Genomic DNA, 13,116 nt, shown 5'->3' on the forward strand with positions numbered 1-13,116 from the left:
TCCTGCGGGGGTTCGAATCCCTCAATCTCCGCCATTTATTAAAATTTAATATCGCGGGATGGAGCAGTCTGGTAGCTCGTCGGGCTCATAACCCGAAGGTCGTTGGTTCAAATCCTTCTCCCGCAACCAAAATGGTCTGGTAGTTCAGCTGGTTAGAATGCCGCCCTGTCACGGCGGAGGTCGCGGGTTCGAGTCCCGTCCAGACCGCCAAATGATGGTTCCGTAGCTCAGTCGGTAGAGCAGAGGACTGAAAATCCTCGTGTCGGTGGTTCGATTCCGCCCGGAACCACCATTTTTTTTATTTATAAAATATTTAATTTTTTTATCTTTAAAGGAGAAAAGTTATGTTTAAATATAAAGATTTAAGAATGGTTGTTATTTCTATTATTTTGGTTGTTTTATGTGTGTTTAGTGGGATTCATTTTCGTTATGATCATATGAAGCTTATCGTTGTTTTATTACTGGCATTAAGTGTTATACCAACGTTGATCGTTCGTTTTAATGCCTCGGTATTTGAAGATGGTATGTTGATTTATACGTTTAGAGGAATTGCTATTTTACCACAAATGATTGAGTTTAAAGATTTAACATCGTATAAACTTCTTTCAAAACATGTTTTAGAATTACAATCTCAAAATAAAACAAAAAAAATCTATCTTGTAAATGCGATTGCTTTTTATAAAGAACTTGATGATCGATTTACTCAATACAAAAATGGACAAGAGATTTAATCTCCTGTCCATTCTTTTTTACTTATTAATAGATTCCTTGAGAAATCATTGCTTCTACTACTTTTTCAAAACCAGCAATATTAGCACCTTTGATTAAGTCAAATCCTAATCCATATTTTTCAGCAGCTGCAACAGAGTTATTAAAGATTGATTTCATGATATTATGCAATTTTTCATCAACTTCTTCACTTGACCAGTTATATCTCATAGAGTTTTGAGACATTTCTAATGCTGAAACAGCAACTCCACCAGCGTTAGCAGCTTTTGCAGGTCCTAAAGTACCTCCGTTTGCTGTAAAGTAAGCAATTGCTTCAGGTGTACTTGGCATGTTTGCACCTTCGATAATGTATTTACATCCATTAGCGATTAATTGTTTAGCTTCTTCTTCACCGATTTCATTTTGAGTAGCACAAGGGAAAGCCATATCTACTTTTAATCCCCATGGTTTTTCACCAGGATGGAATTCGCATCCAAATTTTTCTGCATAGTCTTTTAATTTAACATCATTTGATGAACGAATTTTTAATAAGAAATCAATTTTTTCATCAGTATTGATTCCTTCTGGATCATAGATATATCCATCTCTACCAGAAATAGAAACAACTTTTGCTCCATATTCTTTAGCTTTGATACATACACCCCAAGCAACGTTACCATATCCAGAAACAGCAATTGTTTTTCCTTCATAAGTATCGTTAAAATGAGCTAATACTTCTTTACCGTAGTATACAGCACCAAATCCAGTAGCTTCTGGTCTAATTAAAGAACCACCATAAGTCATTCCTTTACCAGTTAAAACACCGTTTTCATAGGCATCTTTAATACGTTTGTATTGACCAAATAAATATCCGATTTCTCTACCACCAACACCGATATCTCCAGCAGGTACATCAACGCTAGGTCCAATGTGACGATATAATTCAGTCATGAATGATTGACAGAATCTCATAACTTCAGCATCTGATTTACCTTGTGGGTCAAAATCAGAACCACCTTTACCACCACCGATAGGAAGTGTAGTTAATGAGTTTTTGAAAATTTGTTCAAATCCTAAGAATTTAATAATTCCAAGGTTAACAGAAGGGTGGAATCTTAAACCACCTTTATAAGGTCCAATTGCACTAGAGAATTGAATACGATATCCTCTGTTTACTTGAACTTTACCTTGATCATCCATCCAAGGTACTTTAAACATTAAAGTTCTTTCTGGTTCAGTTAATCTTTCTAAAATAGCCATATCTTCATATTCAGGATGAGCTTTGATTACTGGTTCTAAGCTTTCTAATACTTCTTCAACAGCTTGAATAAATTCAGGTTGATCAGCATTTTTAGCTTTTAAATTTGTTAATACTCTTTCAATATATTCCATTGTCATATCCTCCTATCGCTATGATACATCTTTAATAATAATAAATGAATAAATTAAGAAAAAGTTATCACATAAATAAGTTATCGTGATAATAAAAACACTTCATAATGTGTTTTATCACGATAAAAATTGTATACAATTGATTATCATTTTATTTAATTTACTTTAAAATAAAAAAGTGGTGTAGGTAAACAACTACAATGATGTTAAATGTATACAATATATAGTTTAAAAGATAAAATAATTCATAAAAATACATAATTGTCTTTTCTTTGTATACAATCTATGCTAGAATAAAGCACAACAAGAGGTGATTACTATGAAAAGACTAAATAACACACAATTACATCACCATCATTGGATCGAGTAGGGTTATATCATTTATGATACAGCCCATTTTGTCTATCGCAAATAAGCTGTATCTAATGATATTGAAACGAGTCATTAGATGACTCGTTTTTTTAGTAATAAGGGGGATTTTTATGGAAGAGTTTAAATATTTGATACCTGAAGAAAGCATTGATGCAATTATTACAAATGTAGAAAAATTAAGGGAAATTGAAAATCATTTACGACATGTTTTTTCAAATCATGGGTACAATGAAGTGTTGATGCCATCATTTGAATATGTTGATTTATATACAAAATTGGATTGTGGTTTTACGGTTGATAAGATGTTTCAATACATCAATCACGAAGGTAAAAATGTTGCAATGCGTTTAGATTTTACAATTCCACTTGCCAGACTTTATGCTAATAGTGCTAATGTTGGGGAAGCACGTTACAGTTATTTTGGAAAAGTGTATCGTAAAGAAACAATGCATAAAGGAAGAAGCAGTGAGTTTTTTCAAGGTGGTGTAGAATTAATGAATAAGCCAGGACTTCAAGGAGATAAGGAAGTTATGACAATGATTCAAGAATCTTTACCAGGAATTTCATTAAAAAATATTCTTTTAGAATTGGGCTCTGCTAAATTCTATAATCGTTTATTAGAATTAGTGGGAAATCAAAGAAATGAATTAGAAGATATTTTAAGATTAAGAGATATTAGTGAAATGAAACGTTTTGTTTCTAAGAATGATTTTGGAGATAGTTTAAATCAATTGTTGCTATCTTTACCAACATGTTTTGGAAATATTGATTTACTTCATCAAATGATGAAAACATGTCAAGATTCTGTTTTATTAGGGGCATTACAAGAATTAAATGATTTATATGAATCATTAGAAAGTAAAGAAGGCATTATTTTTGATTTAGGAATGGTTCCAACGATGAAATATTATACAGGTTTTATGATTAAAGGTTATAGTGATCAAAGTGCGAATCCAATTTTATCGGGAGGACGATATGATGATTTACTTCCAAGATTTAATGTTGAAAAAACAGCCGTTGGATTTTGTTTTCATATGAACCATATTTTAAAAGCCATTGAAAAAGAGGGAGAGTAATATGATTAAAATAGCGATTACTAAAGGAAGAATTGAAAAACAAGTATGTAAACTTCTTTCAGAAGCAGGGTTTGATATGGAACCTATTTTTAATAAAAATCGAGAATTATTAATTGAAACAAAAGATGGAATTTCAATGATTTTTGGAAAACCAAATGATGTAGTTACATTTTTAGAACACGGCATTGTTGATATTGGCTTTGTAGGAAAAGATACATTAGATGATGTTGATTTTGAAGATTATTATGAACTTCTTGATTTGGAAATAGGAAAATGTTATTTCGCGGTAGCTGCTTATCCAGAATATCGTGATAAAGTGTTCAATCGTCGTAAAAAGATTGCCAGTAAATATACAAATGTGGCAAAAAAATATTTTGCTTCTAAACAAGAAGATGTAGAAATTATTAAATTAGAAGGATCAGTTGAACTTGGACCAGTAACAGGTATTTCTGATGCTATTGTTGATATTGTAGAAACAGGATCAACGCTTAAAGCAAATGGCTTAGAAGTAATTGAAAAAGTAAGTGATATTTCGACAAGGATGATTGTTAATAAGGTGGCTTTTAAATTTAAAAAAGATGAAATCATGAATATCGTAAATCAATTAGAAAAAGTAATAGGGGGAAATCAAAATGCTTAAAGTAATTCAATATGATGGGAATTTAAAAGAAATTGCAAAAAAACTAAATAATCGTAAAGAAGAAATTTCAATTGAAGTTAATAATGCAGTCAGTGATATTATTGAAGATATTAGAAAAAATGGAAATCAGGCATTAATTGATTATTGTCAAAAATTTGATGGTTATCAAATAAAAGATGAAAGTGATTTTGTGGTATCAAATCAAGAAAAAGAAGAAGCTTTAAAACAAGTTGATCAAGATTACATAAGAATCTTAGAAAGAACAAAAAAACAAATTACTGAGTTCCATAAAAATCAAATTGATAAATCATGGTCTTTATATAAAGATAACGGAGTGATCATGGGACAAATGGTACGTCCAATTGAAAGAGTTGCTTTATACGTTCCAGGTGGAACAGCAGCTTATCCTTCAACTGTTTTAATGAATGCCATTCCTGCAAAACTTGCAGGAGTTACAGATTTAGTGATTATTACACCAGTTAAAGCAGATGGAAAAGTCAATCCAGTAATTGTCGCTGCTGCAAAAGTTTCAGGAGTGGATACCATTTATAAATTTGGTGGAGCCCAAGGGGTTGCTGCGATTGCTCATGGTACTGAAACAATTGAAAAAGTAGATAAAATCGTAGGTCCAGGAAATATCTTTGTTGCGACAGCTAAAAAATTAAGTTATGGGGTTGTTGATATTGATATGGTGGCAGGGCCGAGTGAAGTTTTAGTGATTGCTGATGAAAAAGCAAATCCAAAATATATTGCTGCTGATTTAATGTCACAAGCAGAACATGATAAACTTGCCAGTGCTATGCTTGTTACAACTAGCGAAGAACTTGTTGAAAAAGTTAATGTTGAATTAAAAAGACAAGTGGCTTATTTATCACGTAAAGAAATTATTGAAGAATCTCTTAAAAACTATGGAGGAGCTATCCTTGTTAAAGATTTAAAAGAAGCCTTTGATGTATCTAATTATTTAGCACCAGAACATTTAGAAGTTTTAGTAGAAAATCCAGTTAATACACTTCCTTCTATTAAAAATGCAGGTTCTATTTTCCTTGGTGAATATTCTCCAGAACCTCTAGGAGATTACATGTCAGGAACAAATCATGTTTTACCAACAGGAGGAACAGCTAAATTCTATTCAGCTTTAGGTGTTTATGATTTTGTTAAATATTCATCATATAGTTATTATCCAAAAGAAGTATTAGAAACTTTCAAAGATGATGTCCAAACTTTCGCAAAAAGTGAAGGTTTAGATGCACATGCAAATAGTATTGCTGTACGTTTTGAGGAGGAATAACAATGAGAAAAGCACAACTAGAAAGAAATACGAATGAAACACAAATTGAATTAGAAATTAATTTAGATGGAACCGGAAAAGCACAAATTCAAACAGGAATTGGTTTCTTTGATCATATGTTGACTTTGCTTGCCTTTCATAGTGAAATGGATATTAAGATGATTTGTCATGGTGATTTAGAAGTTGATAGTCATCACAGTGTAGAAGATATGGGAATTGCTTTAGGTAAAACGATTTTAGAAGCTTTAAATGATAAAAAAGGAATTACACGTTATGGACATTTTACAATACCTATGGATGAAGCATTAGTAACATGTGATTTAGATATTTCAGGAAGAAGTTTTCTTGTCTTTAATGTGGATATTCCTAAAGTTAATTTAGGGAATTATGAAAGTGAAATGACAGAAGAATTTTTTAGAGCAGTTGCTTATAATATGAATGCAACATTGCATATTAATGAAGCTTATGGAAATAATGTCCATCATGTCATTGAAGCATGTTTTAAAGCTTTTGGTAGAGCTTTAAAAGAAGCAGTACGTATTGATGAAAAAAATAAAGACAAAGTTATTTCTTCAAAAGGGGTTTTATAAATGATTGTAATTATTGATTATAATGTGGGAAATTTAAAAAGTGTTACAGGTGCTTTTAAAAGAATTGGTTTAGAAGCTATTGTTTCTCGTGATGAAAAGGTAATAAGAGAAGCAAAAGGAATTGTTTTACCAGGAGTAGGAACGTTTCCTACAGCAATGAAAAATTTAGAAAGGTTTCATTTGGTTAGTCTTTTAAAAGAAAGAAAAGAAGCTGGAATTCCAATTCTAGGTATTTGTTTAGGAATGCAAATTCTTTTTGAAAAAGGCTATGAGGTAGAAGAAACAAAAGGATTAGGATTTATTCCAGGTTATGTAAGTTATATGGATATTGATGAAAAGATTCCTCATATGGGATGGAATCAATTACATAAAACACAAAATCATCTTTTACTTAAATATGTTCATGAAAATGAAGATGTTTATTTTGTTCATTCTTACATGGCTCATGTAAGTGATGAAAATCTTGTGGCTTATAGTGATTATGGTTCAACAAAAGTAACAGCACTTGTCCAAAATGGAAATGTTATGGGATGCCAATTCCATCCAGAAAAATCAGGCAAAGTCGGACAAAATATATTACGTGCATTTAAGGAGATGGTAGAATGTTAGTGATTCCAGCAATTGATTTAAAAGATGGACAAGCGGTTCGTCTATTTAAAGGCGATTATCAACAAAAAACAGTATATAGTGATCATCCTGAAGAGTTAGCTCAAACATTTGAAGAAGCTGGTGCCAAGTTTTTACATGTTGTTGACTTAGATGGGGCAAAAGATGGACAAGCTAAAAATTTAGAAACAATCAAAAAAATAAGAAAACAAACATCAATGAAAATAGAATTAGGTGGCGGTATTCGTGATTTAAAAACTGTACAACTTTATTTAGAAGAAGTAGGAATTGATCGTGTTATTTTAGGTACGGCTGCTTTGGAAGATCCTGAATTTTTAAAAACTGCTTTAAAACGCTATGGAAGCGAGAAAATTGTTGTTGGTGTTGATGTTAAAAATGGTTTTGTTTCTACGGCAGGATGGTTAGAAACAAGTCAAACACCTTATTTAGAATTTATTCAATTTTTAGAAAAAATTGGTGTTCAATATATTGTGGCAACAGATATTTCTAAAGATGGTACTTTAATGGGACCTAATTTTGATATGTATGATCAAATTGCAAAAACAAGTTCAATTCAATTTGTTGTTTCAGGTGGTATTAAGGATTTTGATAATATTAAAAAGGTGGCTGAAAAAGGGTATTATGCCTGTATTGTAGGAAAAGCCTATTATGAAAAGAAAGTAGATTTAAAGGAGACAATACAATGCTTACAAAACGTATAATTCCTTGTTTAGATATAAAAGATGGAAAAGTGGTTAAAGGAGTCAACTTCGTCGGTTTAAAAGAGGTTGGAGATCCTATTGAACTTGCTAAAAAATATGATTTACAATGTGCAGATGAAGTAGTATTTTTAGATATTACAGCATCTTATGAAAATCGAAATATCATGAAAGATATTATTGAACGTGGTGCTTCAGAACTTACAATTCCTCTTGCTGTTGGGGGAGGAATTAGAACATTAGATGATTTTAGAATGATTTTAGCTTCTGGGGCAGATAAAGTTTCTGTCAATTCGGCGGCTATTAATAATCCACAATTAATCAAAGAAGCTGCTGATGAATTTGGTGTGCAATGTGTTGTTATTGCGATTGATGCAAAAAAAAGAGATGACCAATCAGGTTGGGATGTTTATGTCAAAGGTGGACGTGAAAATACAGGACTTGATTTAATCGAGTGGGTAACAAAATGCGAAAACCTAGGGGCTGGAGAAGTGTTATTAACTTCAATGGATGCCGATGGAACAAAAGCAGGGTATGATTTAGATATGTTAAATGCGGTATGCAATGCGGTAGATATTCCTGTTATTGCTTCAGGAGGTTGTGGAAGTATTCAAGATATTATTGAAGTATTTGAAAAAACAGATGTTGATGCAGCTTTAGTTGCTTCTTTATTCCATTTTAATGAAGCAACAGTAGAAGAGGTAAGGAACGAATGCAGAAAACACGGTATTAACGTAAGGAGAGCAATGTAATGAGACCAAATTTTAAAAAAATGGAATTAATTCCAGCAATTGTACAAGATTATCAAACAAAAGAAGTGTTGATGTTAGCTTATGTCAATGAAGAAGCTTATGATAAAATGCTAGAAATCAATCAAACTGTATTCTATTCAAGAAGTCGAAAAAAATTATGGCATAAAGGGGAAGAATCAGGGCATTTTCAAGATATTAAAGGAATCTATTTAGATTGTGATTTAGATACACTTTTAATTTATGTAAAACAAACAGGGGTTGCTTGTCATACAGGCGCTTATTCATGTTTTTTTAATGAAGTAAAACCTTATGATACGAGAAATATCTTTAGTGAACTTGAAAAAACAATTGAAGACCGTAAAATTCATCCGGTTGAAAAATCTTATACAAATTATTTATTAAATGAAGGTGTTGATAAGATTTGTAAAAAGGTTGGAGAAGAAGCAAGTGAAACAATCATTGCAGCTAAAAATGATGATAAAGATGAATTAGTTGGTGAAATTTCTGATTTATTATTCCATACCTTTGTTTTAATGAATGATCGTGGTGTAAAACTTGAAGATATTGAAAATAAATTGAAAGAAAGACATAAAGTGGTAGGAAATAAAAAAGAATTTCATACACGTGGTGAATATTAAATAGCTATGCGAAATATTTCGCATAGCTATTACTTTGTAAAAGAATTATTGAATTTAAATAAAAAAGTCTAAACATGAATTATACTGTTTAGACTATTTTATCAATTGGTCTCCCCGCACGGTCTCGAACCGTGGACCCTCTGATTAAGAGTCAGATGCTCTACCAACTGAGCTACGGAGAGATAACAAAGTTATTTTAATACAATAAAAGTATAAAATCAATATTTTTTTACCATTTTAATTATCAATTACAATAATTCCATTTCTATTATAAATCGTTGTGTATATGTTCACAATATATTTAGAGATACTTTGTTTATATAATATTTCTAAAAGGAGTGCATATAAATGATAGATTACTCACCACTATGGAAAACAATGGAAGAAAAGAAAGTATCACAATATACCCTTTTGAAAAAGGGTGTTGATAATAAAACATTAAATAGACTTAAACACAATGAAAATATTACTGCACTCACAATCGAAAAGCTCTGTATAATTCTAGAATGTACTCCAAATGATGTGTTAACATTTACAAATGAATAACTTACGAAACTTCTATATGTAGTAGAAGTTTTTTTATTTTAGTAATATTTATTCTTTGCTTTAAAAATGAGGTCTTAAAAATAAATTACAGGATTCTTGTTTTTGACGACATATTTTGCGGTTATTTAAAAAAATGTATGCTATAATGTGAAAAGGAGGGGTGATCTTTATGTTTTATAGTCAAACATGTGAAAATATACAATTAATTGTTTTTACTTTGGATGGTGGTTTGTTAGATATTAATAGACTTAGATATAACTACTATCGAAGTACATGTGAAACATATCATAAAAATGCATCCCGTGAAGAATTTTCTAAAATGCTTGGTAATATGAATACGATGTATGACCATTCATTATTAGAGAATATTATTCCTGCAAAAGAGTTTAATAAAGCGGTTGAAAAGGATCTTTTTGAATATATTAAATTAAAACCTTCTATTAAAAGAGAAGGAGTTGATGAACTTATTCAATATTGTAAACAAAAGAATATGAAAATAGCTGTGTATACGACACATAAAACAAAAAGAGCAATTCAATATCTACAACTTACAGGATTGTATGAAAAGATAGATTTTTTAATTGGGGGAGATAGCCATTTAAAGCCACTTCCTCATTGTCAAATGTTGGAGGTAACCTGTCAACAAATGGATATTGAGCCAAGTCATACAATGATTGTTGCTAATTTTGAATCAATGGTTGAAGCAGCAAATAAACTTCTTGCTAATGTAATTTATATGCCAGATCTTTCACCGGCAACAGAAAAAATAAAAGCAAGTGTTTATAAAGTAACGAAAAATCCTTTAGAAATCATGAATATGTTTCTGTTTTCTAAGTATGATTCTGTAGAGATGTTTTCTCCAATCTTAGGAATGAATGCGAATATGGATTTAGATACTTTAACACAAACAAGAGACAAACTTTTAGAGAAATACAAAGATGATGAACAATTAATTGGACTTGTTAATAAAACTTATGATTATTTTAATGAAATTTTATTAAAACAATTTTTAATAGAAGAACTTGAAAAAAATGAGAAAAAACATTTTTCTTTCGATGATGAAGATAGTACTTTAAAAGGAAAACAAAATATTGAAATGTTTGAAGAAGAAAATAATCAAGAAGAAATGATAAAAGAGGAAGCAGAGGTACCTTTTCTAGATGAAAAAAAAGATTTATTTCAAGAACAATCTGTTTTAAAGAATACAACTTCAATTGATCCTAAAAGAATTAATGAATTAATGGATATTATTAATGGCAATGCAGAAGCTGAAGAAAATGTTGAAACAGAAGAAAAGGTAGAAGAGGTAAAAGAAAAAGACAAAAGTAAAATGGATACTTTTATGGATGGAGTTTATAATTTGTTGATATCAATTATTCTTGTTTTTGCTTTTTTGATTTTTCGTATTATTTTACAAGAGTTTATCATTTCTATACCATCTTTAAATTCAATGGCTATAACTCTTGAAAAAGGCTACTTAAAAATTCTAGAAGTATTATTTGGCTTTGTTTTTAATTCATTGCATATGTTATTTAAAATCGTACCTACATATAAAGTATTTGTTTATCAAAATTCTTTACTTTCACCGATGGCGGTGCTTTGTTTATTTTCAATTATTTTAATTTTTATCATTATTTCTATGATTAAAGGAATGATCAATCTTATAAAAAATAAAGACTAAATGTTTCAAATGAAAATTTGAAACATTTTTAAAAAAACTATTTACAAATTGATAATTAGATGGTATTATTAACTGGCACTGATGTGATGGAGACATACTCAAGAGGCTGAAGAGGCGCCCCTGCTAAGGGTGTAGGTCGGGAAACTGGCGCGAGGGTTCAAATCCCTCTGTCTCCGCCATTTTTATTGTTATTGGTCTGGTAGTTCAGCTGGTTAGAATGCCGCCCTGTCACGGCGGAGGTCGCGGGTTCGAGTCCCGTCCAGACCGCCAGTAAAAAAATAAAACTGCATAAGCAGTTTTTTATTTTATATATTTATCTGTATAAGCTTTCATAATTGCGATAATTGTTTTAGAGTCATGAATTTCATTATTTATGACTTTTTTATATGCTTCATCAATAGGCATATAAATAAGATCAATGAATTCATCTTCGTCACCTTCTAGAGGATTTTCTACTTTAAAAGGATCAATAGCTTGGTATAAATGAATAATTTCATCGCAATAACCTGTTGTTGGGTAAATTTCATTAATAAGTCTCATATCTTTACAACTATATCCTGTTTCTTCTTCGAGTTCTCTTTTTCCTGCAAGCGATACTTCTTCGCCTTTTTCTAATTTTCCTGCAGGAATTTCTAAAGTATCTTTGTTATAAGCATATCTAAATTGTTTAACGAGTACGATGCAATCATCAACAACAACAAGAATACCAACGCCACCATGATGTCTTACGATTTCTCGTGTCGCAATTTTTTTATTTGGGCATTCTACTTTATCTTTATAAACAGTAATAATTTTCCCATTATAAATAACTTGACTTTCTACTTTCTTTTCCATTTTTTTAACCTCTTTTCTTATTTTATTATACGTTATTTTGAAATGAATAAAATAAAAAAGTATGCGGGGGTGCATACTTTTTCTTCTATTATTTACGTAAGGATGATAATAGGGGGTATGTTAGAGTGAATCTGTTTCACTTAACAAATATATTATAACATGTATATCTAAAATGTAAAGGGTTTCATAAAAATTAAATTATTCTTTTAGAAAGATGTGTTATAATGCTGTTGGTGAAGAAAATGAAAAAAATAATGATTAAGGAAAATGATGCAAATCAAAGAATAGATAAATATTTAAAAAAGCTTTTGTGTAATGCGTCGAGTAATTTTATTTATAAAATGTTTAGAAAAAAAGATATTAAGATCAATGGCACACGGGTCAATGAAAAATATATCTTACAAAAAGGGGATGTTTTAGAAATGTTCCTTTATGAAGATAAGTTTAATGAACTAACAAAAGAAAAAGATATCTATCAATTGAAAAGAGAATTCAAAGTTTTATATGAAGATAAAAATATTTTAATTGTTGATAAGCCTGTTGGTTTATTAGTTCATGGGGATGCCAATGAAAATGTTAATACGCTTTCTCATCAAGTGTTAAGTTATTTAAAAGAAAAAGGAGAATTGGATATAAGTCGTGAAAGTACGTTTATTCCTGGACCGGTTCATCGTTTAGATCGAAATACCAGTGGCATCGTAATTTTTGGTAAAACATTAGTGGCTTTACAAGATCTTAATGAAATGATGAAAAAAAGACATCATATTGAAAAGTCTTATATGACGATTTGTGAAGGAAAGCTTATTAAAAAGCAAGAATTGGTAGGTTATGTTAAAAAGATTGAAAATGAAGATCGTGTACGTTTTGTCAAAAAAGATGATAAAGATGCTTTAATGATGAAAACAATTGTTCATCCGTTAAATTATACAAATGATTTTTCCTTGGTAGAAGTTAAAATCATTACAGGAAGAATGCATCAAATAAGAATACATCTTTCTAGTATTCAACATCCAGTTATTGGAGATCGTAAGTATGGTGATTTTACTTTGAATAAACAAATGAAACAAAAATATGGTTTAAATAATCAATTACTTCATGCTTATAAAATAAAGTTTGTGGATCCTTTTGGTTCTTTAAGTTATTTAAAAGGAAAAGAAATTATTTGTCCAAAACCAGCACAATTTAAAAAAATTGAAAAAAGTTTATTTGAAAGCGTTCTCTAAATATATATTTTATAGTATAATTTATTTATATTTTTAGGAGGAAAGAGA

At 30.3% G+C, this 13,116-nt stretch carries 14 protein-coding genes and 6 tRNA genes; 17 read left to right on the forward strand and 3 right to left on the reverse strand.

What is annotated here, in order from left to right; genetic code table 11:
* The first annotated feature begins 52 nt into the window (after window positions 1-52).
* The 4 genes from C7U55_RS08010 to C7U55_RS08025 all read left to right on the forward strand — a co-directional run bounded on the left by C7U55_RS08010 (window position 53) and on the right by C7U55_RS08025 (window position 731).
* Window positions 53-129: transfer RNA gene (locus tag C7U55_RS08010), tRNA-Met, on the forward strand.
* Between the two features lie 4 nt (window positions 130-133).
* Window positions 134-210 (forward strand) — tRNA-Asp (locus tag C7U55_RS08015).
* 6 nt (window positions 211-216) lie between these two features.
* Window positions 217-292: transfer RNA gene (locus C7U55_RS08020), tRNA-Phe, on the forward strand.
* Window positions 293-344: 52 nt separating this feature from the next.
* Complete coding sequence (locus C7U55_RS08025) at window positions 345-731, forward strand: hypothetical protein (protein ID WP_106988118.1); 387 nt, start codon at window positions 345-347, stop codon at window positions 729-731.
* 25 nt (window positions 732-756) lie between these two features.
* Here the strand turns inward: C7U55_RS08025 and gdhA are convergent, their stop codons facing one another.
* Entirely contained in the window at window positions 757-2,100 is a 1,344-nt protein-coding gene (gene gdhA / locus C7U55_RS08030; protein ID WP_048923989.1) for an NADP-specific glutamate dehydrogenase, read from the reverse strand.
* Window positions 2,101-2,582: 482 nt separating this feature from the next.
* Between gdhA and C7U55_RS08035 the strand changes: the two genes are divergently transcribed.
* From C7U55_RS08035 to hisIE, 8 genes are read left to right on the forward strand one after another with little or no spacing between them, the layout of a single operon-like run.
* Window positions 2,583-3,548 carry an ATP phosphoribosyltransferase regulatory subunit gene (locus C7U55_RS08035; protein ID WP_106988119.1) on the forward strand — a complete coding sequence of 322 codons (966 nt, stop codon included), beginning with the start codon at window positions 2,583-2,585 and terminating at the stop codon, window positions 3,546-3,548.
* A gap of 1 nt (window position 3,549) precedes the next feature.
* Window positions 3,550-4,188: an ATP phosphoribosyltransferase gene (gene hisG, locus C7U55_RS08040; RefSeq protein WP_106988120.1), complete on the forward strand. Its 639-nt coding sequence runs from the start codon at window positions 3,550-3,552 to the stop codon at window positions 4,186-4,188.
* Window positions 4,181-5,479, forward strand: a complete 1,299-nt coding sequence (gene hisD, locus C7U55_RS08045) for a histidinol dehydrogenase (RefSeq protein WP_106988121.1) — start codon at window positions 4,181-4,183, stop codon at window positions 5,477-5,479. Before hisG ends, hisD begins: the two co-directional genes overlap by 8 nt.
* A 2-nt stretch (window positions 5,480-5,481) precedes the next feature.
* Window positions 5,482-6,069 carry an imidazoleglycerol-phosphate dehydratase HisB gene (gene hisB, locus C7U55_RS08050; RefSeq protein WP_106988122.1) on the forward strand — a complete coding sequence of 196 codons (588 nt, stop codon included), beginning with the start codon at window positions 5,482-5,484 and terminating at the stop codon, window positions 6,067-6,069.
* A complete protein-coding gene (gene hisH, locus C7U55_RS08055) occupies window positions 6,070-6,678 on the forward strand; it encodes an imidazole glycerol phosphate synthase subunit HisH (protein ID WP_106988123.1) in 609 nt (202 codons plus the stop codon). It abuts the gene before it with no gap.
* Window positions 6,672-7,397 (forward strand): 1-(5-phosphoribosyl)-5-[(5-phosphoribosylamino)methylideneamino]imidazole-4-carboxamide isomerase, encoded by a 726-nt coding sequence (hisA, locus tag C7U55_RS08060; protein ID WP_106988124.1) that lies wholly within the window; start codon window positions 6,672-6,674, stop codon window positions 7,395-7,397. Before hisH ends, hisA begins: the two co-directional genes overlap by 7 nt.
* Window positions 7,379-8,146 (forward strand): imidazole glycerol phosphate synthase subunit HisF, encoded by a 768-nt coding sequence (gene hisF, locus C7U55_RS08065; protein ID WP_106988125.1) that lies wholly within the window; start codon window positions 7,379-7,381, stop codon window positions 8,144-8,146. The genes hisA and hisF overlap by 19 nt, the downstream gene beginning before the upstream one ends.
* The gene (hisIE, locus tag C7U55_RS08070) at window positions 8,146-8,784 is read left to right on the forward strand and encodes a bifunctional phosphoribosyl-AMP cyclohydrolase/phosphoribosyl-ATP diphosphatase HisIE (RefSeq protein ID WP_106988126.1); all 639 of its coding nucleotides are present in this window, start codon (window positions 8,146-8,148) and stop codon (window positions 8,782-8,784) included. Before hisF ends, hisIE begins: the two co-directional genes overlap by 1 nt.
* Before the next feature lie 106 nt (window positions 8,785-8,890).
* Here the strand turns inward: hisIE and C7U55_RS08075 are convergent.
* A tRNA-Lys gene (locus C7U55_RS08075) sits at window positions 8,891-8,966 on the reverse strand.
* A gap of 166 nt (window positions 8,967-9,132) precedes the next feature.
* Between C7U55_RS08075 and C7U55_RS08080 the strand changes: the two genes are divergently transcribed.
* The 4 genes from C7U55_RS08080 to C7U55_RS08095 all read left to right on the forward strand — a co-directional run bounded on the left by C7U55_RS08080 (window position 9,133) and on the right by C7U55_RS08095 (window position 11,281).
* Window positions 9,133-9,330, forward strand: coding sequence for a helix-turn-helix domain-containing protein (locus C7U55_RS08080; protein WP_048923980.1), 198 nt, complete (start codon window positions 9,133-9,135; stop codon window positions 9,328-9,330).
* 169 nt (window positions 9,331-9,499) lie between these two features.
* Window positions 9,500-11,011 (forward strand): HAD family hydrolase, encoded by a 1,512-nt coding sequence (locus C7U55_RS08085; RefSeq protein ID WP_106988127.1) that lies wholly within the window; start codon window positions 9,500-9,502, stop codon window positions 11,009-11,011.
* A gap of 88 nt (window positions 11,012-11,099) precedes the next feature.
* Window positions 11,100-11,190 (forward strand) — tRNA-Ser (locus C7U55_RS08090).
* Window positions 11,191-11,204: 14 nt separating this feature from the next.
* Window positions 11,205-11,281 (forward strand) — tRNA-Asp (locus tag C7U55_RS08095).
* A gap of 30 nt (window positions 11,282-11,311) precedes the next feature.
* Here the strand turns inward: C7U55_RS08095 and C7U55_RS08100 are convergent.
* The gene (locus C7U55_RS08100; protein ID WP_106988128.1) at window positions 11,312-11,845 is read right to left on the reverse strand and encodes an NUDIX hydrolase; all 534 of its coding nucleotides are present in this window, start codon (window positions 11,843-11,845) and stop codon (window positions 11,312-11,314) included.
* 242 nt (window positions 11,846-12,087) lie between these two features.
* Between C7U55_RS08100 and C7U55_RS08105 the strand changes: the two genes are divergently transcribed.
* Window positions 12,088-13,068, forward strand: a complete 981-nt coding sequence (locus C7U55_RS08105; protein WP_106988129.1) for an RluA family pseudouridine synthase — start codon at window positions 12,088-12,090, stop codon at window positions 13,066-13,068.
* Window positions 13,069-13,116 lie beyond the last annotated feature (48 nt).

It is taken from the genome of Faecalibacillus faecis, assembly GCF_003024675.1.
In the GTDB taxonomy this organism is placed as follows: Bacteria; Bacillota_I; Bacilli_A; order Erysipelotrichales; family Coprobacillaceae; genus Faecalibacillus; species Faecalibacillus faecis.

Bases quoted from the DNA above. Each gene is read 5' to 3' on its own strand.
- hisB (WP_106988122.1), top strand. From the start codon at position 5,482: ATGAGAAAAGCACAACTAGAAAGAAATACGAATGAAACACAAATTGAA.
- hisA (WP_106988124.1), top strand. From the start codon at position 6,672: ATGTTAGTGATTCCAGCAATTGATTTAAAAGATGGACAAGCGGTTCGT.
- C7U55_RS08025 (WP_106988118.1), top strand. From the start codon at position 345: ATGTTTAAATATAAAGATTTAAGAATGGTTGTTATTTCTATTATTTTG.
- hisF (WP_106988125.1), top strand. From the start codon at position 7,379: ATGCTTACAAAACGTATAATTCCTTGTTTAGATATAAAAGATGGAAAA.
- C7U55_RS08080 (WP_048923980.1), top strand. From the start codon at position 9,133: ATGATAGATTACTCACCACTATGGAAAACAATGGAAGAAAAGAAAGTA.
- C7U55_RS08035 (WP_106988119.1), top strand. From the start codon at position 2,583: ATGGAAGAGTTTAAATATTTGATACCTGAAGAAAGCATTGATGCAATT.
- C7U55_RS08100 (WP_106988128.1), bottom strand. From the start codon at position 11,845: ATGGAAAAGAAAGTAGAAAGTCAAGTTATTTATAATGGGAAAATTATT.
- C7U55_RS08105 (WP_106988129.1), top strand. From the start codon at position 12,088: ATGAAAAAAATAATGATTAAGGAAAATGATGCAAATCAAAGAATAGAT.
- hisIE (WP_106988126.1), top strand. From the start codon at position 8,146: ATGAGACCAAATTTTAAAAAAATGGAATTAATTCCAGCAATTGTACAA.
- hisD (WP_106988121.1), top strand. From the start codon at position 4,181: ATGCTTAAAGTAATTCAATATGATGGGAATTTAAAAGAAATTGCAAAA.
- C7U55_RS08085 (WP_106988127.1), top strand. From the start codon at position 9,500: ATGTTTTATAGTCAAACATGTGAAAATATACAATTAATTGTTTTTACT.
- hisG (WP_106988120.1), top strand. From the start codon at position 3,550: ATGATTAAAATAGCGATTACTAAAGGAAGAATTGAAAAACAAGTATGT.
- hisH (WP_106988123.1), top strand. From the start codon at position 6,070: ATGATTGTAATTATTGATTATAATGTGGGAAATTTAAAAAGTGTTACA.
- gdhA (WP_048923989.1), bottom strand. From the start codon at position 2,100: ATGGAATATATTGAAAGAGTATTAACAAATTTAAAAGCTAAAAATGCT.